Raw genomic sequence first — 21,141 nt, forward strand, 5'->3', positions numbered from 1 at the left:
AGGAGAGCGACACATGGGACTGCTGAGTGGCCTGCTCGGCCTGCCACTGGCTCCGCTGCGCGGGGTCGGCTGGGTGCTGGAACAGGTGGTGAGGGAAGCGGAGCGGCAGTACGCCGACCCGGCCCCCGTCCACCGTGAGCTCGCCGAACTGGAGACCGATCTGCTGGCCGGGCGCATCACCGAGGAGGAGTTCAGCCTCCGGGAGGACGAACTCCTGGATCGCCTGGAACAGATCACGCCCGGCGGCGGTGAGGATCCAGCCGGCTCCGACGGTCCGGAACCACAGGAAGGCCCTCGATGACGGACGCCCTCGCGCGGCGGTCAGGTGCTCTGTCGCCCCAACCGGGCGGCGCGGGCAATCTGGCCGACATTCTGGAACGCGTCCTCGACAAGGGGGTCGTGATCGCAGGAGACATCAAGATCAACCTGCTCGACATCGAACTCCTCACCATCAAGCTGCGGCTGCTCGTCGTCTCGGTCGACACCGCGCGTGAGATGGGCATCGACTGGTGGGAGCACGACCCGACCCTGTCCTCTCGCGCCGTACGCCCGGCCCCGGCTCCCGACCCTGTCCGCACGGCGGAACTCGCCGCCGAGAACGCACGCCTTCGCGCCGAACTCCAGTCGCTGAACGCCCGGTTGAAGGTAGGACCCGATGATCTCTGAGCACGACACCGCGCCCCCGGAAGACCTCACCGACGCGGTCTACGCGTACGCGGTACTGCTGCGGAACGAGGCGGCTGAGCGGGCCGCCCGGGAACTGCGCGGCGTCGACGGGCTCCCGGTGCGGATCCTGTGCGGCGCGGGCACAGCCGCAGTCGTCAGTGACGTACCCGCCGAGTCCTTCACCGAAGAGGCCATCGCCCAGCGGCTCGACGACATCACCGGTCTGGAGCGGCTGGCTCGCGACCATCACCAGGTGATCGCCGAGCTGGCCACGCTGACGGCGGTACTTCCCCTCCGGCTGGCCACGGTGTACCTCGACGACGACAGCCTGCTGCGACGTCTGCACACCGATGCCCGCCACTTCCGCGCCACCTTGGGCCAGTTGGAGGGCCACGACGAATGGGGTGTCAAGATCTACGCCCAACCGCCGTCCACCGCCCCGCCCCCGGAGGACCGGCCGCGCTCCGGGCGTGACTATCTGCGCGCGCGCCGTACAAGCCGGGACGGCCACGACCTGGTCCTTCGGGCCGCCGCCGATCTCGGGTCACGCGTGGACCGTACGCTCATGGAAGCGAACCTGGCCACCGACGTACGGCACCATCGTCCCCAGCCGGCCACCCTGTCCGCGAAACCGGGAGAGAACGTCGTCAACGCGGCCTACCTCGTCCCGCGACAGCACGCGCGGAGCTTCCGGGACCGCGTGGAACTGCTCGCCGCCGGGACCGACGGTGTCCGGCTGGAGATCACCGGACCCTGGGCCCCCTACTCCTTCGCCTCGCCCCCGCCGGAACAGACCGCAACGGCCGACCCCGCGATCCCGCGGACAACGCCGTGACGGCCGGTGGCCCGCCCCACGCGGAAGTCGCCCTGGTCGATCTTCTCGACCGGCTCCTGGCCGGCGGTGTCGTCATCACGGGCGACCTCAGCCTCTGCATCGCCGACGTCGAACTGGTCCGCATCTCCCTGCGCGCCCTGCTCACCTCGGTCGAGGCAGCCACGGAAGGAGTCCTGACGTGACGGCACAGGGTCGGCCCGGAGCCGGAGCCGCGTCGGTACCGGACTCCGGACAGTCCCCGGCCCGGCGCCTCGACCTGGACAAGGACACGGTCGAACGGGACCTGGTCCGACTGGTGCTCACCGTCGTGGAGTTGCTGCGCCAGCTCATGGAACGGCAGGCCATCCGCCGGGTCGAGAGGAACAACCTGACCGAGGAGCAGGAGGAACGCATCGGCATGACGCTCATGATCCTCGACGACCGCATGACCGAACTGCGCGAGCGCTACGACCTGAGCCCCGAAGACCTGAACCTGGACCTCGGTCCGCTCGGTCCCCTCCTGCCGCGCCAGGAGGGGCGCCACTGAGGTCTCCCGACGGGCTCAGTGACCGGGGCCCTCGTGCAGCAGCTTCTCGAAGCGTTCGCGGAGGTCGGGGACGTTGCGGATCTCGTCGAGGAAGTGACCGACCGCGCTCACCCCGAAGTCCCGGATGACCTCGCGCACGGCCATCGCCGCCTCGTCCGTGACACAGGGGGCGTACGCGTAACCCCGGCCCGCCTTGGTGCGGTTGGCCGCGCCCTTCTCGGCCAGGCGGCTCAGCACGGTCATGACGGTGGTGTAGGCCAGCGGGGTCTCACGGCCGGAGTTGAGCGCGCCGAGAACCTCCCGGACGGTCATCGGGTCGGGGGCCTGCCACAGAACCTCCATGATCTCGTTCTCCAGCGGGCCGAAGACGAGGCATTCCTGGGAGGCGCGGGATCGGTCGGCTGTCACCCCTTCAATCTACGGTGCTCGGCACCCGAACGCCCAGTACCGCCAGGACCACCAGGACCGGACGGGGTTGTTCCGGGTCGTGCCGTGCCTTCGCGGGGAGCCGGTGTCACGGGAAACGGCCCGTCCCGTCGTCGCGCCGCTTCGCCTCGTATCCGCATGGGTGATAACGGGTGCGCGTTCTCTTTCAATACTCCTTCCTCTTCCTTTTCCCGCTCTGTCGATACGCCCGTCCGCTCCCCGGCCGATTCCTATGATGCGGTGAACGCCGATGCGGAGATTCGCTGTCGGGAATATTTGACGGGAGTAGCAACCATGGCTGTTTTCGAGTCGACCGCGGTAGCGGAGCGGGTGTTCGGCAACCTCTTCGAGATCCTGTTGAAGGACGAACAGTTCACTTCGCAGCTGCGCGCGAGCAACCTGTCCATCCGGCTGACCCACACCAACCCGGACTGCGTTGTGCATGTGACCGCGGACGCGCTGACGGTGGGGGCCGATGCTCCCGAAGACGCGACGATCAGGATCAAGATGTCGTGCGACACCGCGCACCAGCTCTGGCTCGGGAAGCTCATGATGCCGACCGCCATCGCCACCGGGAAAGTGCGTATCCGCGGCAAGGTGGCCCGGGTGCTGGAACTCGTCCCCATCCTGCGGCCCGCCTTCGACCGCTATCCCGAACTGGCGGCGAAGGAAGGGCTTCCCGTCTGAGAAATCGGCGCCCTTCGGCGCACCGGCCGACCGTTGGGCGCGGTACTTCGGCACATCCCCAGGCATTCGGATCCGAGTTACGGAGTTTCGAGACAGACATGATGAACACCGACGACCTTGAGCTCAATTTCGACGTCCTTCCCGGCGAGGTGGAGAAACTCCGCCGTCAGGTACGGGAATTCGCCCGGGAGGTCGTGGCGCCCCGCGTGACGGACCTCGACACGGCGCCCGCCGACGACTTCGACTGGGACATGGTCGCCCAGGGGCACGCCCTGGGCCTCACGCGTGTGGCCGTGCCCAAGGAGTACGGCGGCCTCGGCCTCGGCATGATCGGCTGCGCGGTCGCGCTGGAGGAGGTGGCGTCCGTCTGCGCCGGCACCGCTCTCATCTTCGGTGCCGCCATGCTCGGCCAGACCCCGGTGCTGCTCTCTGGCGACCCGCGGCTCCAGGCCCGCTTCCTGCCCATGTTCTCGGGCGACGCCCCGGTCCTGGCCTGCAACGCGGTCACCGAGGAGGAGGCGGGCTGCGACCTGATCATCCCGGCGAACGCGGTCCACGCCCGCGATGTGATGACCGCCCGCCGCGACGGCGACCACTACGTCCTGAACGGCAAGAAGAGGTTCATCACCAACGCCCAGGTCGCCGCGTTCGCCTCGGTGTTCGCCAACATGGAGGGCGCGCCCGGCGCCACCGGCCTCACCTCGTTCATGGTGCCGCTCGACCTGCCCGGCGTGGTCCGCGGGCCGGTGGCCGACAAGATGGGTTACCGGCTCTGCCTCGGCAGCGAACTGGAGTTCCACGACGTCCGCATCCCCGCCGAGAACATGATCGGCGACGAGGGTGACGGCATGGCCATCAACATCGCGCAGAGCAACATGGCCCGCGCCTCCGTCGCCGGGATCTCCGTCGGCGTGGCCCGGGGCGCCCTCGAACTGGCCCTGGAGTGGTGCGACACCCGTGTCCAGGGCGGACGCCCGCTGCGCGAGCACCAGTTCACCGCGGCCAAGCTCGCCGAGATGTCCGCGAAGGTCGACGCGGCACGACTGCTGTACATGAAGGCGGCCCACAAGGTCGACAACGAACTGCCCGCCCCGCAGTACGAACCGGCGGCGGCGAAGCTCTTCGCGGACCGCGTCGCCATCGACGTCGCCGACATGGCCATGTCCCTCACGGGAGCCCGCGGCTACGTGAAGTCCTTCGGCATGGAGAAGCGGCTGCGCGACGCCTACGGCGCGCGCATCTACGAGGGCACGCCCGAGGTGCTCGCCCTCGCCATCACCGAGAGCCTCTACGCCGACGGAGAACCGATATGACCGGCACGGACAACGCGGTGGAAACCGCGGAACAGTTACCCGAGGGGGAGCGGGAGCGGTATGTCTCCGACATCATCCGGCTCCACTCCACCCTCGACTTCCGGTCGCTGCCCGACCACGTCCTCGGTGACCCGCTCTACTCCGTGTACGACCCGAGGGACGAGCTGATCACCCTCACGGTCGAGGACGACCAGCTCCCGCTGCGCTATCTCAACGGGATCATGGGGTTCAGGCTGGTCCAGTATCTGCGGCTGGGCTGGATGTCTCCCCAACTCGTCTACGAGCGGGCGGTCTTCCGGGAGACGGTCCGCCACCCGGAGGGCGTGCAGAACGTCCACACCGTCAGCCTGTGCACCCGAACCGGCCGTATCCGCGGCTACATCAGCCTCGGCTGCTCCCAGGACCCCGTCTCCATGCCGCTCGACCATCCCGACCGAGGCCGGTTCTCCACCGAGGCGGCGCACGACATCGACCTGCTGGGCCGGTTCGCGGCCGACGGCGCGGGCACGCACCAGGCCTTCGAGATCAAGCGGTTCGTACGCGACCTCGAACTGCCGCCCGGCCCCAGTACCGAACGCGTCCCCTGGCATCTGCTGCTGGGCCTCGGCAGGGTCATCTCGGCCTCCGGGGAACGGATGCGCTTCATGCTGGGCGACGCCAAGGAGAAGGTGGCGATACGGCACTTCCGGCTCACCGGCTTCGACCTCCAGATCGACCGGGGCACCTCGCCCCGGCTGCCGGAGACAGACCTCATGGCCCCCATCTACGACCAGGACGTCATCGCCGTTCCCTTCGTGGCGCCGGTCCACGCCGACCTCGGCGACTACATGGACCTCATCGAGGACTACCTCGGCGGCGGCCCGGACGCGATGACGCTCATGGAACTGGTCGCCGCCATGAGCGCCCGCAGGTCGGGCGCGTACCGAATGAAGGAGGCGTCGTAGGTGAGCAGTGCTGCCGAGGCACAGGAGAAGGTCTTCTACGGGGAACTGACCACCCGTAACAAGGGCGTGGTCAGCACGGGAGAGCAGGCGGTCCTGCGGGGCGCGACCGTGCTCGTGGCCGGGTGCGGGTCCATCGGCGGGGCCGCCGTCGAGCCGCTCGCCCGGCTGGGGGTGCGCTCCTTCGTACTGGCCGACCCGGGCACGTACGAGGTGAACAACCTCAACCGGCAGAGCGCGGCGGCCACCGACGTCGACCGCAACAAGGCCACCGTGGCCGGTGAACGGGTGGCGGCCATCAATCCGCACGCCCACGTCAGGGTCTTCCCGGAGGGGGTCACCGAGGAGACGGTGAAGGAGCTGGTCGGCGACTGCGACGTCATCGTGGACGGCGTGGACGTGACCACCATGGACGGCTGGCGGGCCAAGCACCTGCTCCACCGCCTCGCCGTGGAGCGACGGCTGCCGCTGGTCACCGGGTGGGACATCGCCGGCGCCCAGTACGTGCGCTGCTACGACTACCGGTACATCAAGGAGCCGTTCGACGGTGCCATCGCCGAGGCGGATCTGGACCGGCTGACCTCCTGGCAGCTGCTGCTGCGGGCCGTGCCGCTGCGGTACGTGCCGGTGGAGATGCTCGTCGAGGTGAGGGCGAACCTGGGGCGGCCCGACTACAGCTTCCCCCAGGTCACCTATGTCGCCATGATGTTCGGCGCCCTCACCTCGCACATGGTGGTGAAGCTGCTCGCGGGGGAGACCGTGCGCCCGGAGGTGTACATCGACGTGCACCAGCAGGCCCGCTCGACGCGGCGCCGGATGGCCACCCGGCTGCACCGGGCCGCGGCACTCGCCGCCCTGGCGCCGGGACTGCTCAGGCTGGCCCGCGGCCGTAGGGAGAGCTGACGCGATGTCCGACCTCCATGAGATGACGGCGCTCGAACAGGCCGCCGCCGTCGCCGGGGGCGAACTGTCCCCGGTCGAACTGGCCGACCACTACCTCGGCCGGATCGAGGAAGCGGACAAGGAACTGGGCGCGTACCTCACGGTCACCGCCGAACTCGCCCGGTCCCAGGCCGAGCGTGCCGAGCGGGAGGCGGTGACGGCACGCCGGGACGGTACGCGGCTGGGAGCGCTGCACGGGGTGCCCGTGCCGATCAAGGACCTCGTCCAGGTCGAGGGGGTGCGGTGCACCTGGGGTTCGGCGGTCTTCGCCGACCACGTCAGCGACACCGACGACCATGTGGCCGCCCGGCTGCGGGAGGCCGGCACGGTCATGCTGGGCAAGACCAACACCGCCGAGTTCGGGCTGCCCTGCTACACCGAGAACAGGCTGGGGCCGCCGACCCGCCATCCGCTGAACCCCGGGCGGTCGCCCGGCGGTTCCAGCGGCGGCGCGGCGGCGGCCGTCGCGGCGGGCCTCGCCCCGCTCGCGCACGGCACCGACGCCGGCGGCTCGGTACGCATCCCGGCGTCCGTCTGCGGCCTGGTCGGACTGAAGCCGAGCCGGGGCCGTATCAGCAACGGACCCTGGCGCCCCGACGTCACGGGACTGTCGGTGCACGGCGCACTGGCCCGTACGGTGGCCGACGCGGCGGCGCTCGTCGACGTGATGGCGGGACCGATGCCGGGCGATGTGTACACCGCGCCGGCGCACCCCGGGGGCGTGTCCCTGCTGGAGCACGCACGCCGGGATCCCCGTGTCGTGCGGGTCGCGGTGCTGAAGCAGCCCATGGTGCCCGGCGCGGTACTGCACCCCGACTGCGAGGAGGCCGTCGACAACACCGCCGCCGCCCTGTCCGCGCTGGGCCACGAGGTGGAGGAGCTGGAGATGCCCCCCGACGGGGGTGTCGTGGAGGCGTTCACCCGGGTCTGGTCGGTGGAGGCGGCGTCGTACGACGTGGAACCGGGCCGTGAGGGTGAGCTGATGCCGTTCACGGCCTGGCTCAGGGAGGTCGCCGCCGGGGTGTCCGCCCGGGAGTACCACACGGCGCTCGCCACCTTCCGGGGCCTGGGGCAGATGCTCACGGACCTGCTCTTCGCCACCTACGACGTGCTCCTCTCCCCGGCGCTGGCCGAACCGCCGGTGCGGATCGGGGAGTTGCGCGACGACGCCGATCCGGCGGCCGAGTTCGCCAGGATGACCGCGTTCATGCCGTACACCGGGGTCTACAACCTCACCGGCATGCCGTCGATCACCGTCCCGCTCAGCCGGAACGCCGGGCGTCTGCCGATCGGTGTGATGCTGGGCGCGCGGTACGCGGACGAGGCACTGCTGGTGTCGCTGGCGGCTCAGCTGCAGCAGTCCGCGACGACGTACTGACACCCGGGGACTGTAAGGTTCCCTTCCTTTCGGTCATTGTCTGGCGTGTATTCGACCCTCTTTGCAATGGCAGCGTTCGCGCCCGGATTGGCAGGTCAAGTCGGAGTAAAATTCAGACGGAATGTAATCCCCAATTTGTCCGGTTCTCGATAGTTCTGTGGGAGGGGGTACCCCTCGCGTACCCCCTGTATTCCCTACTCTTTCCGGGTTGTGCGGCTCGGTATAGTAATCCCGTCGCCTTGGGGAGAGGCGGCGATCCTGGGGAGGATGGGGGATGCTGGTGGAGCTGAATGTTCTCGGGGCGCTCGAAATGCGTGTGGGTGGGAAATCCGTGGTTCCCTCCGCACCGAAACTTCGACAGATATTCACGCTGCTGGCCATTCGGGCGAACACCGTTGTGACGGTCTCCGAGATCGTCGAGGAAGTCTGGACGGGTGTGCCCCCGAAGAGTCTGTCCACCACCCTGCAGACCTATATTCTGCAGCTGCGCAAGATACTGAGGGAGGCGCGGTCGGAGGCCGTCGGCGCGGGGCGTGAATCCAACGGTGTCGAAGGTTTCATCGTGACCTACGACGGTGGATATCTTTTCAGCGCACCGCAGTCCATGCGGAAGGACTTCGAGGAATTCACCGGTTCTGTCGAGACCGGGCACCAGTACATGCGAAACGGAAAGAACGCGGAGGCGGCCGAACTGCTGGGCGAGGCACTCGCACTGTGGCGCGGCAACGTACTCGTCGACGTCCGGCGCGGATCGGTCCTGGACGCCTACGCGGTCAAGCTGGAGGAGGTGCGCCTCTCCGCGCAGATCCTGCGCCTGGACGCCTGCCTCGGACAGGGCGCCGATCTGCATCTCATCCCCGAACTGAACGCGCTGGCCGCCCTGCATCCCCTGAACGAGACACTGCAGTACCAGCGGATGATCGCGCTGTACCGGGCAGGTCAGGTCGCCGAGGCGCTCAGCAGCTACCGGACCTTCTACTCCGAAGTGATGGAGCAGGTGGGGATAGAACCCTCCACGCACCTGAGGGACCTGCAGTCCGCCATCCTGAACTCCGCGCCGGCTCTGTCGGCCGTGGCCACCTCCGAGGAGATCCGCCGATGTGTCTCGGGCGACGACGCCGACGGCGGAGAGGGCGGGGAGGGGCACCCCGGCCAGCAGGGCGCGGAGCGAGGGTCCGGCGGGGACACGCGGCACAGCCAGGGAGGTGAGTGGCCGTCCGTGGTGCGCATCTCCGCGGGTGGCCACCTCCGTCGTTCTCGTCCGCCGGTGCAGTGGAGGGCGAAGCCGAAGCCGACGGAGGCGTTCCTGCAGTCCGGGACGTCGTCATCGTGGGGCGTACGCCGGATCACCCTGGACGGCGCGGGCGTCCCCCTGTCCGCACTGATCAGCGAACCCGTCGGTACACCCGCCCGGGCCGTCGTGGTCGCCGTCCACAACAGCGGTACGAACGCCGACTACTTCGACGGCCGGGCCCACCCCCAGCTGTCCCTCATGACGCTGGGGGCCGCCCTCGGCTACACCGTCGTCGCCGTGGACCGCCCGGGCTACCGGCTCTCCGCCGCCCAACTGCCCCACGGGCTGGGCCTGATGGACCAGGCCGCCGCGCTGCGCGCCGCCCTGGACGACCTGTCCTCCCGGTTCGCCACGGGATCCGGCTGCTTCCTGCTCGGGCACTCCTACGGCGGCAACGTGGCGTTGGCGACAGCCGCCGACCACACCCCACCCCTTCTGCTCGGTCTCGACATCTCCGGCTGCGGCCACGAATACGCCGTCGACCCGCACGAGGTGTCGGTCCTGCTCGACCGGGGCCGGTCCGCGAAGAACTGGGGCCCGCTGAACCTCTATCCGCCCGGCACGTTCCGGGGCGCACGTTCCCGGGCCGAGGACATGCCCGCCCGGGAACGCGCCGAACTCGCGAGCAGGCCCGGGCTGTTCCGCTCCGTCGCGCCGCGCGTACGGGTCCCCGTACGGCTGACGTTCGCCGAACACGATGCGTGGTGGCGGCAGGACGCCGACACGCTGGCCGACCTGGCCGCACAGTTCGTCGCCGCCCCTCGCGTCACCGTCGACCGCCAGCCGGACGCCGGTCACAACATCAGCCTCGGCTGGGCCGCCCGTTCGTACCACTTGCGCGCCCTGGCCTTTCTGGAGAGTTGCCTGGTTCCCCGTGAGACGACACACGCCGAACGTTCTGCGGCGGTGTCGTGACCGGAGAGGACAGGGGGAGGTGCTCAGGGCCGACGACGTGCCGGGGCGTGGAGCCGGCCCCCCTGCCAACCGGGGCCTGTGCCCGGCGCGCGGACGTCGGCGGCCACCCCGGGCACCGGCCAACTCGCACCGGAGTCCGCGCGCCCGCCGTTCACCTGGGGTTCCGCCGTTGACTCCCGGGCCGACCCTCGTCAGGCCCGAGGCCGTTTCGTCTGCCGACGGGCCTGCCTCACCTCGCGGTCGACAGCCCAGGCGTCGGCGACCGGCCCGAGATGGCCGAGCTTGTCGGGGTTGATCACCGAGCGGATGGTCTGGATCTGCCCGTCGAGCACATCGAGGGCCAGGATGTGGAGCACCTTGCCGTCCCGGTCACGGACGACCGCTCCGGGCTGGCCGTTGACCTCGTGCGGGTCGAAGGTCACGTCGATCCGGGCCATCCAGGGAAAGACCGAGACGAGCAGCCGGGCCACGTTCTCGGCACCGACGACGGCCCTGGCCAGCTGCGGGGCCTTGCCGCCACCGTCCCCGACCATCGACACGTCGGCGGCCAGCACATCCCGCAGGCCGGCCAGATCGCCCTCCCGGAGGGCGTTGAAGAACCGCGTCGCCAGTTCCTGCCGCTCCTGACGGTCCGCTGCGAACCGTGGCCGTCCGGCCCGCATGTGCCGCCGCGCCCGTACCAGCAGCTGCCGGCATGCCGGCTCCGACCGCCCCACCGCCGCGGCGACCTCGTCGAAGCCGAAGCCGAACACCTCCCGCAGCACGAACACCGACCGCTCCAGCGGACTGAGCCGCTCCAGGAGCAGCAGCGCCGCCATCGACACCGAGTCGGCCAGCTCCGCCGAGCGTGCCGGATCCTGGTAGGGATCGGTGAGCAGCGGCTCGGGGAACCACGGCCCGACGTACTCCTCCCGCCTCACCCGTGCGGAGCGCAGCACATCGATCGAGACACGCGTCACCGTGGCGGACAGGAAGGCCCTCGTCGAGGTGGGCCGGGTCGTCGAGCCGTCGAAGCGCAACCAGGTCTCCTGCACCGCGTCCTCGGCCTCACCCACGCTGCCCAGAATCCGGTAGGCGATCGAGAACAGCAGCGCCCGCAGCTCCTCGAACTCCTCGACCTTGCTCACGCCGACTCCCCCTCGCGGTTCTCCCGCGCGGCCGTAGTGGTTCGCGCGGGCATCTTCCGATGATCGTCCGGTCCGCCGGCGGCGCGGAACGCCGCCTCCGGGGCCGGTTGCCGATGGCTGTTCAGTGGAACTGTCCGACCTCGTAGTCGCCGGCCGGCTGCCGGGTGATGATGTTCAACCGGTTCGCCGTGTTCATGAAGGACACGAGGAACACCAGGGCGATGAGCTGCTCCTCGTCGTAGTGCGCGGCGGCACGGGCCCAGACCTCGTCGCTGACCCCGTCGGCCGCGTCCGCGACACGGGTTCCCTGCTCCGCCAGCTCCAGCGCGACGCGTTCGGCCTCGGTGAAGACCGTGGCCTCCCGCCACGCCGCCACCAGGTTCAGCCGCACCGGGGCCTCCCCGGCAGCGGCGGCGTCCTTGGTGTGCATGTCGATGCAGACCGCGCAGCCGTTGATCTGGCTCACCCGCAGCGCCACCAACTCCTGCGTCGTGGCCGGCAGCGGGGACTCCTTGAGCGCCCTGCCCGCCGACATGAAGTGCTTGAGGGCCTTGCCGGCGTTCGGGTTGGTGAAGTAGTTGAGTCGCGCGTCCATCGTGTACTCCTCCGTCGTGCGTCGTGGTCAGTGGCTACACCCCCTGAGACGAGGTAGCCCGACGCCCTGTGACATGGACGTGTGTGACCCACGTCTCCCTACTGGCGGGTCGCCGAGGATGGAAGTCCAGCGGCGGCCCCGTACGCAGACGGTGAACCGGTGCCCGGTTCTGTCGCCCGGGCTTTGTGGATCGGGCCGTCGCCGACCTACCGGAAGGAGCCGAGGAAAGGGGCTGGATACATAGAGGGATCGTGACGGGGCACCCGTGATTCTCCCGACCGAACAGAGGAGCCGACTCATGATCATTGCCGCAGTCGTTGGAGTGTGTGTGGTCCTGGCCGTGCTGGCCTTCTTCGTCCCGCGCCTCTCCCGCCACCCCGAACGCGGCACGCAGCGCACGCTCGGCGCCGGCGCGCGGGCCGGCGGCAAGGCGCCCGGCATCCTGGGCCGGCTGTTCAGCAAGCCGTTCCACACGAGTTCCCGCGCCGTGGGCCGCAGTGGCTCGGCAGGCCGCCGCACCCGCCGCCGCATGCCCTTCTGACCCCACCGGGGCCATGCCGATCGGCATGCTGTCCGGGGCAGGTGACGGCGCCATGCTCGGCACCGGAACCTGCCCGGACAGTTGAAGGGCACGCACATCAGTACGCGGTACACAGGATCATGGGGGAGTGGTGTCATGAACGGTGAACAGGACGACAGGCTGCTGGACGGTCTGACCGTGGACACCAGCCGACAAGAGCGACCGATCGTGCTGGACGGGACAGGCCGCCCCCTCAAGACCTGGCGCGAGAACCACCCCTACGACCACAAGGTCGGCCGCGACGAGTACGAGCGGCTCAAGCGTGTGCTGCAGATCGAGCTGCTCAAACTCCAGCGGTGGGTCAAGGACACCGGCGCACGCGTGGTCGTCGTATGCGAAGGGCGCGACGCGGCGGGCAAGGGCGGCACCATCCAGCGCCTCACCGAGCGGCTCAACCCCCGCGGCGCACGAGTGGTGGCCCTGGACAGGCCCACCGAGCAGGAGGCGGGTCAGTGGTACTTCCAGCGGTACGTCCAACACCTGCCGACAGCGGGAGAGATCGTCTTCTTCGACCGCTCCTGGTACAACCGGGCCGGTGTGGAGCGCGTGATGGGCTACTGCTCGAAGGACCAGCACGAGCTGTTCCTGGAACAGTGCCCGGCCTTCGAGCGGATGCTCGTCGACGACGGCATCCTGCTGGTCAAGTTCTGGTTCTCCGTGTCCCGCGCCGAGCAGCGCACCCGCTTCGCCATCCGGCAGGTCGACCCGGTGCGCCAGTGGAAACTGTCACCCACCGACCTGGCCTCGCTGGACCAGTGGGACGACTACACCGAGGCCAAGGTCGACATGTTCCGCGCCACTGACACCGAACGGGCCGCCTGGACCGTCGTCAAGAGCAACGACAAACGCCGCGCCCGGCTGGAGGCCATGCGCAGCCTGTTGTGGCGCATCGACTACACCAGCAAGGATCCCGAGGCCGTCGGTACCCCCGACCCGCTCGTCGTCGGCGCCGCCAACACCCTGCTGGAACCCGGTGAGGAGGGCACCACCCTTTCGCCCACCCCGTTGGCAGCCCGTACCAGCGGGCCCGGCAGCCACCCCGAGTCCCCCTGAGGCGGGAACGACCGGGGGACCGTGGACGAATGAAGAAAAAGCTGGTCGGCGTGGCACCGTTCTCACTTCTTACCCGTCTGTTCATATAGCCGAACTCACCGTGCTCAGTGAGCGCTTGGCTGAACATTGACCCAGGGGGAAGGAAGACATGACCACTCCACGTCGCAAACCGAGACGCTTCGGACGCCTCACGGCCGTCGGAGCCGCACTGGCAGCGCTCATGGCCGCCGCGACAGGGACGGCGACCCAAGTGGCGGCTTCGTCGAAGACTCCTCAGAAGCCGCCCGTGCCGTCGCTCGCCTGGACCGACTGCCAGGGCGGCTTCGAGTGTGCGAACGCCGATGTCCCGCTCGACTACCGCAAGCCGCGCGGCAAGACCATCACCCTTGCGGTGGTCCGGAAGAAGGCCGCGGACCAGACGAAGCGCAAGGGCACTCTGTTCATGCAGCCGGGAGGGCCCGGCAACTCCGGTGTGGACTTCGTGCGGAACAACTACGCGGATCTGCCGGCCGCACTGCGCGACTCCTTCGACGTCTTCGGCTACGACGTCCGCGGCGTTGGCCGCAGTTCCGCACTGACCTGCTTCGACGACGCGAGGTACACGCGGGCCGTCACGGAGGCGAAGGGCGTGCCGGGCCCGGACGCCTTCGAGCCGGCGCTGCGCCAGGCCGCCGAATTCGACCAGGCCTGCGTGGACAACACGGGCGAGCTGTTGCCCTACATCGGCACCGAATACGTCGCCCGGGACATCGACCTGCTGCGGGAGGCGCTCGGGGAGAAGCAACTCACCTACTACGGCCGGTCGTTCGGGTCGTACATCGGAACCGTCTACGCCGCCATGTTCCCGAAGCGGGTGCGCGCCCTGACCCTCGACGGCGCGTACGACCCGGTGCACTACGCCAACCGCCCGTACGCCTACGACCGGCCGCAGTACCTGGCACTGGACGGTGCGATGGGCCGCTTCCTCGACTGGTGCGCCGCCGATCAGGCCACCTGCGGGTTCGGCGACGGAGACCCGCGCGCGGCGTTCGGGAAGCTGAAGGCCGACCTGGACGCCAACCCCGTGACGACCGCGAACGGCGGCCAGGCCAACGGCTACACACTGGTCTACCGGCTGATGTTCAACATCAACGAGGGCAAGGTCATCTGGCCCGAGTTCGGCGCCGCACTGCGCAAGGCCCAACTGCGGGACAACACGTCCTTCCTGCTGCGTCCGCCGTCCCCGGCCAGCTTCGACTTCCTCGGCCCGAACGTGGCCGTCGAGTGCGTCGACCGGGACTACCCGCGCAGCCTGCGCCTGCTGAAGCGCAACGTCACCGCCTTCGCGAAGGAGGCTCCGCTGCTCGGCCCGGCGATGGCCTACGGCCCTCCCACGTACGACCACCAGCACGCCACCGCCTGCGTCCAGTGGCCCGGCGAGCGCGTCAGCCGCTACGACGGCTCCTACCGGGCGAAGGGCTCGGCGCCGATCCTGGTCCTCGGTACCACCGGTGACCCGGACACCCCGTACCAGGACGCCGTGGCGCTGTCCCGGCAGCTCGACAACGCCTCGCTGCTCACCTTCCGGGCCGAGGGGCACACGGCGTTCGGCCGCAGTGCCTGTGCGACGGACGCGGTCATCGGCTACCTGGTGGACCTCAAGGTCCCGGCCTCGGGCACGACCTGCGCCGACGAGACACAGCCGCCTTCCTCCACGCCGAAGACGGCCCCGCCCGGCACGACGCTCAGTGAACTCCGGAACGGCGTCGACGAGCGCGTCGAACGCATCGGCTCCGTGAGCTGACCTTCCCTTCCCACCCCGACCCCGAGGCGCCGGTCTTCCATGACCGGCGCCTCGGGCTTTGCCGCCGACCGTGCTGTGCCAGGCCTGGGGAAGTTGGCCGACACCGGCGCCGGAGCGTCCGGCCCGCTGGCCGGCAGCGTCGGAGCCTGCCGTGGCAGGGCCCAGCGGGGGATCAGGAGCGTTGGTCGGATCCGCCCGGAGTGAGAGCCGGAAAGGGATCCGCCTGCCGGAGTTCGGCGAGCAACTCGCCCTGGCCGGTGATCAGTTCGGTCAGGATCCGGCGGGCGGCGCGCAGAAGCTCGGCCACGTCGCCGCCGGCCAGGGCGTAGCTGACCGTGGAGCCCTCCCGGATGGACACCACGATCCCCGAGCGGCGCAGTACGGCCAGTTGCTGGGAGAGATTGGAGGGTTCGATCTCGATCTCGCTGAGCAGGTCGCGTACGGGGACGGGGCCGTTCTGTAGGAGTTCCAGGACCCGGATGCGTACCGGGTGGCCGAGCATCCGGAAGAACTCGGCCTTGGCCTGGTAGAGGGGGACCTGCATGGTGAATCGCTCGCTCCCTGCCGCGTTCGACGGGCTGCATCCGGGCTCGGTGGCCCTGTTACGTGCCACCGCAGGCGTTCGTTCTTGCGGACCGATCCTCGTGCATCCGGCCTCGCACGCCCATGGGATTGAGCTGATCCCTATGTGCGCTGATCCCCATGTGCCCAGTTGAAGAAATCTTCAAGTCATGGACGTGCGAGGCCATGAAGAACACGGTTTTCTAGACGTCCAGTTGCGCCTCGACGCTCTTGAGCTGATGGCGGGCCATCGCGAGGTTCGACTTCCTCTTGTCGAGCACGAGGTAGAGGAACAACCCGTTGCCGCCACGACCCTTGAGCGGCCGGAGGATGTGGTACTGGCTGCCGAGTGTGATCAGGATGTCCTCGATCTCGCCCTTGAGGCCGAGGTGTTCCATGGTGCGGGTCTTGGCCCGGATCACGTCAGTGTTGCCTGCCGCCGCAACCGTCAGGTCGAGGTCCTTGCTCCCCCCGAGAGTGCCCAGCGCCATACCGCTGGTGTAGTCGACCAGGGCAGTCCCTAACGAGCCCTCGATCGAGGCCATGATCTCCTTGAGGCAAATCTCCACATTGCTGATACCGGCATCTCCTCCTGGTCACTGCGAGGCTCAGGTGTCGTGTGCCTCGTTGATGCCCGGACCATACGTAGAGTCGGCGGCCGGAAACCTTGTTGTTCCTGTACTGGCCGAGGGAGCTTCCGAAAAGTCGGATGATGCCATATCCGTGACCGCTCATGCCCTTCAAATGACTGGGGCCGCGTCTTCTTCCGCAGGAGGACTCGCGGGGGGACTGTGCGGAGACGCGCTGCGGGTGGTCGCGGCCAACGGCCCTCTGTGGCTCGCGGAGACGGCCGGCTCGATGTTTTCCGCCCGTAGTGACTCAAGCGGTTGCGTCAGGTCGGACCGGGCCAGGGTCATCGTTCACTGATCCGTTGAACTGTCCTTTCAGCAGGATGAGTTGAGGGGCGGCCTTTTCCACCATCGCCTGAGGCCTACGAAGGGGATACCGGGGCACACGGATCTCACCCTTCGAGAGGAACCGCTCCATGCTTGGTATAGCCGCGGCAGTACTGTTCTTCATATCGTTCCTGATCAACGCTGCCGAGATCTCGACGAACGATGTCTTCTCTTCCACGAACGTCATGCTTCTCGGCCTGATGCTCCTGGCCCTGCAGGTCGCGGGAGTCGGGAGCGGCTGGTCTGGGCGCAGGCGCTGACACAGGTAAGACCCGGGGTGGGGTGAGGCCATGACGACGCCTCACCCCACCCCTATGCCTTCACGTGTATCTGCAGTGACATTTGACGATCCCTTCGACCGACCCCAGTCGCGTTGACCCGGAGACGCTCGGCGGGGATGGGCCTTGAGACCGGCACGCAGTAGTTGGGCGGTCTCCTCGGTGGTCGCACCGGTGCCCGGGGGCAGAGTCTTGGCCAGGGTGACGGTCTCGGTGGTCTTCTGCCGCGCGAAGGCGAGCCGACGGCCTGGGACGCGCATGTTGGCCCCGTAGCCCGTAGCCCGTAGCCCGTAGCCCGTAGCCCGTAGCCCGTAGCCCGTGACCCGCAACCGGTGAGCGATCGCGCTAACTGACGGTGCGGCGGGCTTGATAGCCTCAGCGGGCCAGTCGAGCCACATCCGAGGCCAGGGAATCCGGTGCGAATCCGGAACTGACGCGCAGCGGTGAGGGGGACGGGCGGGGCACAGAACGCCACTGGGAGACCGGGAAGGCGCCTCGTCCGGACGAACCCGAGTCCGAAGACCTGCTGGCACCTCCGCACTCCGTGCGGAGGGACGTCCGTAGGCCAGGCTCCGCGTACGAGCCCCGACCCCTGAGGCATGCCCGTGCTCCGTACCCCCGCGCTTCTGCTCACGTCCGCTCTGCTGCTCACCGCCTGTGGCGGGTCGAGGAGCGGCACCGAGAGCCCCGGGAGGTCCGCCGACGCGGGCTACCCGGTGACCATCGACAACTGCGGCCACAAGATCACCCTGACGTCGGCCCCGAAGCGGGCCGTCTCCCTGAACCAGGGCACCACGGAGATCCTGCTCTCCCTCGGTCTCGCCGACCGCATGGCCGGGACGGCGACCTGGACGGACCCGGTGATGAAGGGACTGGAGAAGGCCAACGCGTCCGTGCCCCGGCTCGCGGACAACGCGCCCTCCTTCGAGCGGGTCCTGGACGCCGAACCCGACTTCGTCACCGCGTCGTTCGTCTCGACCCTCGGCAAGGGCGGCGTCGCCACCCGCGCGCAGTTCGAGAAGCTGGGCGTGCCCACGTACGTCTCGCCCTCCGACTGCTCGACGGGCAAGGACAACGACAGCGGTGGCGACGGATCGCGCGCCACACCGCTCACGCTCGACGCCGTGTACGGCGAAATACGCGACCTGGCACGGGCGTTCGGCGTCGAGAAGCGCGGAGGGGCACTCGTCGCCGAGCTGGAGGAACGAGTGCGCAGGGCGACCGCCGGGCTGCACGCCTCCGACGTCTCCCTCATGTACTGGTTCGCCAACTCCCAGTCGCCGTACCTGGCCGGCTGCTGCGGCGCGCCGGGCGCCGTCACCCGTGCGGTCGGCGCCAGGAACGCCTTCGCCGACACCCACGACGAGTGGCCCCAGATCAGCTGGGAGACCGTCGCCGACCGTGACCCCGACGTCATCGTGATCGGCGACCTGACCCGCAAACAGCAGACCGCGGAGACCGCCGAGGCCAAGATCCGATTCCTGGAGACGAACCCCGCCACCCGCAACCTGACCGCCGTGAAGAAGAAGCGGTACGTCCTGCTCAGCGGGCAGGCGATGAACCCGTCCATCCGCACGGTCGAAGGGATCGAGCAGGTCGCCGCCGGACTGCGCGACTTCGGGCTCGCCAAGTGAGCACCCGTCTCCTGCTGTTGACCGGCGGCGGGCTGGTCGCGCTGCTCGCGTCGGTCGCCGTCGCCGTGACGATCGGGCCCGCCGACATCTCCACGGGCGACGTGTGGGCGTCCGTCGCGGCCCATCTGGGCTTCGGCGAGAGCACGTTGGCGCCGCTGCGCGACGGCATCGTGTGGAACCTGCGCATGCCCCGGACCCTGCTCGCCGCCGTGTGCGGGGCCGGGCTCGCCGTGTGCGGGGCCGTCATGCAGTCGCTGCTGCGCAACCCGCTGGCCGATCCGTTCGTGCTCGGCGTCTCCTCGGGCGCGTCCACGGGAGCGGTCGCCGTCGTCGTGCTGGGGGTGGGCGGGGGAGTCGTGTCCATGTCGGCGGGTGCCTTCCTGGGCGCGCTGCTCTCCTTCGCGCTGGTGCTGCTGCTCAGCCACACCCTCGGCGACAGCGTCGACCGGGTCGTGCTGTCCGGGGTCGCGGCCATGCAGCTGTTCTCCGCGCTGACCTCGTTCATCGTGCTGACCTCCGCCGACGCCGAGACCACCCGGGGCGTGCTCTTCTGGCTGCTGGGCTCCCTCACGGGCGCCGACTGGAGCCAGGTGCTGCTCTGCACGGCCGTCCTGGCTGTCGTCCTCCTGGTCTGCCTCGGCCACGCCCGCACCCTGGACGCGTTCGCCTTCGGCGAGGAGGCCGCCGCCTCGCTCGGGGTCAGGGTCGCCCGCACCCGGCTGATCCTGCTGTGCGTGACCGCGCTGCTCACCGCGGCCCTGGTCAGCTGCGCCGGCGCCATCGGCTTCGTCGGCCTGGTCCTGCCCCACGTGACACGGTCGCTCACCGGTTCCGGGCACGCCCGTCTCCTGCCCGTCACGGCGCTGACCGGAGCGGTCTTCCTGGTGTGGGTGGACACCGTCGCCCGTACCGTCCTCGACCCCCAGGAGATCCCGGTGGGTGTGGTGACGTCTCTGATCGGCGTGCCGGCTTTCGTGGCCGTGCTCTACCGCGGACGGAGGAAGGGATGACCGGCCTCCACGCCGACCGCGTCGTGCGGCGCATCGCCGACAAGGCGGTCGTCGACGGCATCACCCTCACTCTGGGACCCGGTGAGACCGTCGGCCTCCTCGGCCCCAACGGCTCAGGGAAGTCAACCCTGTTGAGGCTCCTCGCCGGGACCCTCGCACCCACTGCCGGGGTCGTCACCCTGGACGGGCGCCCACTCCCGGAGGCCGGCCGCCGGGCCACGGCCCGCCGTATCGCCACCGTCGAGCAGCACGCCCACACCCAGACCGAACTGACCGTCCGGGACGTCGTCGCTCTGGGCCGCATACCGCACCGCCGCGCCTGGACACCGGCCACCGCCGCAGACACCGGGGCCGTCGCCGAAGCCCTGGCACGCACCGGACTGGCCGAACTCGCCGGCCGGTCCTGGCACACCCTGTCCGGCGGCGAACGCCAACGCGCCCAGATCGCCCGCGCTCTCGCCCAGCAACCCCGGGAACTCCTCCTCGACGAACCCACCAACCACCTGGACATTCAGCACCAGCTCGACCTGCTGGACCTCGTCGTGAGCCTGCCCGTCACCACGGTGGTCGCCCTGCACGACCTCAACCTCGCCGCGATGTACTGCGACCGCCTGCTCGTCCTGCGTGACGGCCGCGCCGTCGCCGAAGGCACCCCGGCCGAGGTGCTCACCCCCGCACTCATCGAGCAGGTCTACGGCGTCCGCGCCGAAGTCACTTACGACCCCGGCCACCCCGTGATCCGTTTCCTGCGGCCGGCCACCCGTAACGGATCTCCCCGCGAGAGGAGTACGACGAATGACGTCTCGGCAGCGACCTGAGGAAGGCCGTACGGAGCGGATCCCTGCCCAAGCGGCGCCGTGCCGCATCGTGGTCTGCCGGGACTGCTGTTGCGGAAGCCCGAAAGTGACCGGAGTCGATCATGCCCAGCAGACCGCGCGCCTGGCCGAGAACGCCCCCGTGCGCATCGCGGCCTGCCTCGATGTGTGCGACCAGGCCAACGTGATCGTCGTCCAGCCCTCCGCCGCCGCACGAGCCGCCGGAGCCCGCCCGGTCTGGCTCGGCCTCGTCAACGACCCCGACGCCACCGAGGACATCGTCGACTGGGTACAGGCCGGCGGCCCCGGCATCGCGCCCCGTCCCGACATCCTCGACCTCTACGTCTTCACCCCGCCCCGAAAAGCGCGATGAGCCACCACAACCGGCGGACCAGTGCGCTCAGGCGTGCGCTCTGCCCAGGGAAGCACGGGACCAGGACGTACACCGCTCTCGGTACTCAGAGCGCAGGGCGCGGATTGCGGCCGCGCGGGGCCGAGGCCGGCCGCAGACCGGTGCCAGCCGGGTCGGACACCGTGACGGCGGCCATACGGCGCCCATGCGGCGGGGAGCGGGCGAGGGTCGCGCCGGCTCCGGGCGTGGCACGCACGCGAGGAGGAACCGCGTCTACCGGACCACCCGGTCGTCGGGACCGAGCCCGTGCCGGTAGGGCCGGAGTCGCAGATGGCGTAGGAGGGTTGGGGCGGCCGACCGGCGGCGCCACCGCCCACTCGGTGGACCGGCGCAGGGGGACCGCGACGATCTCCTCCCGGTGCGTGGGGTTGGGGGTACGGCTGGCGTCGGGTCGGCGGACACCGTCGCGAGCGC

General features: G+C 69.5%; 24 protein-coding genes and 1 riboswitch. Of the genes, 18 read left to right on the plus strand and 6 right to left on the minus strand.

What is annotated here, in order from left to right:
- Positions 1–13 precede the first annotated feature (13 nt).
- The 5 genes from OG595_RS41090 (at position 14) to OG595_RS41110 (ending at position 2,027) form a co-directional block, all read left to right on the plus strand.
- A complete protein-coding gene (locus OG595_RS41090) occupies positions 14–301 on the plus strand; it encodes a gas vesicle protein GvpG (RefSeq protein ID WP_329281298.1) in 288 nt (95 codons plus the stop codon).
- The gene (locus OG595_RS41095) at positions 298–666 is read left to right on the plus strand and encodes a gas vesicle protein (protein WP_329281299.1); all 369 of its coding nucleotides are present in this window, start codon (positions 298–300) and stop codon (positions 664–666) included. The genes OG595_RS41090 and OG595_RS41095 overlap by 4 nt, the downstream gene beginning before the upstream one ends.
- The gene (locus OG595_RS41100; protein ID WP_329281300.1) at positions 656–1,501 is read left to right on the plus strand and encodes a GvpL/GvpF family gas vesicle protein; all 846 of its coding nucleotides are present in this window, start codon (positions 656–658) and stop codon (positions 1,499–1,501) included. Before OG595_RS41095 ends, OG595_RS41100 begins: the two co-directional genes overlap by 11 nt.
- Complete coding sequence (locus OG595_RS41105; RefSeq protein WP_329281302.1) at positions 1,498–1,683, plus strand: gas vesicle protein; 186 nt, start codon at positions 1,498–1,500, stop codon at positions 1,681–1,683. The genes OG595_RS41100 and OG595_RS41105 overlap by 4 nt, the downstream gene beginning before the upstream one ends.
- Positions 1,684–1,757: 74 nt before the next feature.
- Positions 1,758–2,027, plus strand: a complete 270-nt coding sequence (locus tag OG595_RS41110; RefSeq protein ID WP_329283580.1) for a gas vesicle protein K — start codon at positions 1,758–1,760, stop codon at positions 2,025–2,027.
- A 15-nt stretch (positions 2,028–2,042) separates the two neighbouring features.
- Here OG595_RS41110 and OG595_RS41115 read toward each other — a convergent pair whose 3' ends face one another.
- Positions 2,043–2,435 carry a BlaI/MecI/CopY family transcriptional regulator gene (locus tag OG595_RS41115; RefSeq protein ID WP_329281304.1) on the minus strand — a complete coding sequence of 131 codons (393 nt, stop codon included), beginning with the start codon at positions 2,433–2,435 and terminating at the stop codon, positions 2,043–2,045.
- Positions 2,436–2,693: 258 nt separating this feature from the next.
- Here OG595_RS41115 and OG595_RS41120 point away from each other — a divergent pair, with 258 nt between their 5' ends.
- The 6 genes from OG595_RS41120 to OG595_RS41145 all read left to right on the plus strand — a co-directional run bounded on the left by OG595_RS41120 (position 2,694) and on the right by OG595_RS41145 (position 9,923).
- Positions 2,694–3,140: an SCP2 sterol-binding domain-containing protein gene (locus tag OG595_RS41120; protein WP_329281306.1), complete on the plus strand. Its 447-nt coding sequence runs from the start codon at positions 2,694–2,696 to the stop codon at positions 3,138–3,140.
- A 98-nt stretch (positions 3,141–3,238) separates the two neighbouring features.
- Positions 3,239–4,453 (plus strand): acyl-CoA dehydrogenase family protein, encoded by a 1,215-nt coding sequence (locus OG595_RS41125; RefSeq protein WP_329281308.1) that lies wholly within the window; start codon positions 3,239–3,241, stop codon positions 4,451–4,453.
- Positions 4,450–5,397, plus strand: a complete 948-nt coding sequence (locus tag OG595_RS41130) for a hypothetical protein (protein ID WP_329281310.1) — start codon at positions 4,450–4,452, stop codon at positions 5,395–5,397. The genes OG595_RS41125 and OG595_RS41130 overlap by 4 nt, the downstream gene beginning before the upstream one ends.
- On the plus strand, positions 5,398–6,297 hold the full coding sequence (locus OG595_RS41135) for a HesA/MoeB/ThiF family protein (protein WP_329281313.1): 900 nt from the start codon (positions 5,398–5,400) through the stop codon (positions 6,295–6,297).
- Positions 6,298–6,301: 4 nt separating this feature from the next.
- Entirely contained in the window at positions 6,302–7,714 is a 1,413-nt protein-coding gene (locus OG595_RS41140; protein WP_329281316.1) for an amidase, read from the plus strand.
- 310 nt (positions 7,715–8,024) lie between these two features.
- Positions 8,025–9,923 carry an alpha/beta fold hydrolase gene (locus tag OG595_RS41145; RefSeq protein ID WP_329283582.1) on the plus strand — a complete coding sequence of 633 codons (1,899 nt, stop codon included), beginning with the start codon at positions 8,025–8,027 and terminating at the stop codon, positions 9,921–9,923.
- A gap of 191 nt (positions 9,924–10,114) precedes the next feature.
- Here OG595_RS41145 and OG595_RS41150 read toward each other — a convergent pair whose 3' ends face one another.
- Positions 10,115–11,050, minus strand: a complete 936-nt coding sequence (locus tag OG595_RS41150; protein ID WP_329281318.1) for an RNA polymerase sigma-70 factor — start codon at positions 11,048–11,050, stop codon at positions 10,115–10,117.
- Between the two features lie 121 nt (positions 11,051–11,171).
- Positions 11,172–11,645, minus strand: a complete 474-nt coding sequence (locus OG595_RS41155) for a carboxymuconolactone decarboxylase family protein (RefSeq protein ID WP_329281320.1) — start codon at positions 11,643–11,645, stop codon at positions 11,172–11,174.
- A 298-nt stretch (positions 11,646–11,943) separates the two neighbouring features.
- Here OG595_RS41155 and OG595_RS41160 point away from each other — a divergent pair, with 298 nt between their 5' ends.
- The 3 genes from OG595_RS41160 (at position 11,944) to OG595_RS41170 (ending at position 15,061) form a co-directional block, all read left to right on the plus strand.
- Positions 11,944–12,186, plus strand: coding sequence for a DUF6411 family protein (locus tag OG595_RS41160; RefSeq protein WP_329281322.1), 243 nt, complete (start codon positions 11,944–11,946; stop codon positions 12,184–12,186).
- A 135-nt stretch (positions 12,187–12,321) separates the two neighbouring features.
- A complete protein-coding gene (gene ppk2 / locus OG595_RS41165; protein WP_329281325.1) occupies positions 12,322–13,278 on the plus strand; it encodes a polyphosphate kinase 2 in 957 nt (318 codons plus the stop codon).
- A 148-nt stretch (positions 13,279–13,426) separates the two neighbouring features.
- Positions 13,427–15,061 carry an alpha/beta hydrolase gene (locus OG595_RS41170; protein WP_329281327.1) on the plus strand — a complete coding sequence of 545 codons (1,635 nt, stop codon included), beginning with the start codon at positions 13,427–13,429 and terminating at the stop codon, positions 15,059–15,061.
- A 172-nt stretch (positions 15,062–15,233) separates the two neighbouring features.
- Here OG595_RS41170 and OG595_RS41175 read toward each other — a convergent pair whose 3' ends face one another.
- From OG595_RS41175 to OG595_RS41185, 3 genes are all read right to left on the minus strand, one after another.
- Entirely contained in the window at positions 15,234–15,605 is a 372-nt protein-coding gene (locus tag OG595_RS41175; protein WP_329281329.1) for an ArsR/SmtB family transcription factor, read from the minus strand.
- Between the two features lie 220 nt (positions 15,606–15,825).
- Positions 15,826–16,200 (minus strand): hypothetical protein, encoded by a 375-nt coding sequence (locus OG595_RS41180; RefSeq protein WP_329283584.1) that lies wholly within the window; start codon positions 16,198–16,200, stop codon positions 15,826–15,828.
- Positions 16,201–16,501: 301 nt separating this feature from the next.
- A complete protein-coding gene (locus OG595_RS41185; protein WP_329283658.1) occupies positions 16,502–16,765 on the minus strand; it encodes a hypothetical protein in 264 nt (87 codons plus the stop codon).
- Between the two features lie 458 nt (positions 16,766–17,223).
- Positions 17,224–17,401, plus strand: a riboswitch (cobalamin riboswitch).
- 54 nt (positions 17,402–17,455) lie between these two features.
- Here OG595_RS41185 and OG595_RS41190 point away from each other — a divergent pair.
- Genes OG595_RS41190 through OG595_RS41205 form a run of 4 tightly spaced genes read left to right on the plus strand, consistent with a single transcriptional unit; the run spans position 17,456 to position 20,688 of the window.
- Positions 17,456–18,490, plus strand: a complete 1,035-nt coding sequence (locus tag OG595_RS41190; protein WP_329281331.1) for an ABC transporter substrate-binding protein — start codon at positions 17,456–17,458, stop codon at positions 18,488–18,490.
- Positions 18,487–19,500, plus strand: a complete 1,014-nt coding sequence (locus tag OG595_RS41195) for a FecCD family ABC transporter permease (protein ID WP_329281333.1) — start codon at positions 18,487–18,489, stop codon at positions 19,498–19,500. Before OG595_RS41190 ends, OG595_RS41195 begins: the two co-directional genes overlap by 4 nt.
- A complete protein-coding gene (locus OG595_RS41200; protein WP_329281335.1) occupies positions 19,497–20,318 on the plus strand; it encodes an ABC transporter ATP-binding protein in 822 nt (273 codons plus the stop codon). The genes OG595_RS41195 and OG595_RS41200 overlap by 4 nt, the downstream gene beginning before the upstream one ends.
- Entirely contained in the window at positions 20,296–20,688 is a 393-nt protein-coding gene (locus OG595_RS41205) for a (2Fe-2S) ferredoxin domain-containing protein (RefSeq protein WP_329281337.1), read from the plus strand. Before OG595_RS41200 ends, OG595_RS41205 begins: the two co-directional genes overlap by 23 nt.
- Positions 20,689–21,141 lie beyond the last annotated feature (453 nt).

It is taken from the genome of Streptomyces sp. NBC_01451 (genome assembly GCF_036227485.1).
Lineage (GTDB): Bacteria > Actinomycetota > Actinomycetes > Streptomycetales > Streptomycetaceae > Streptomyces.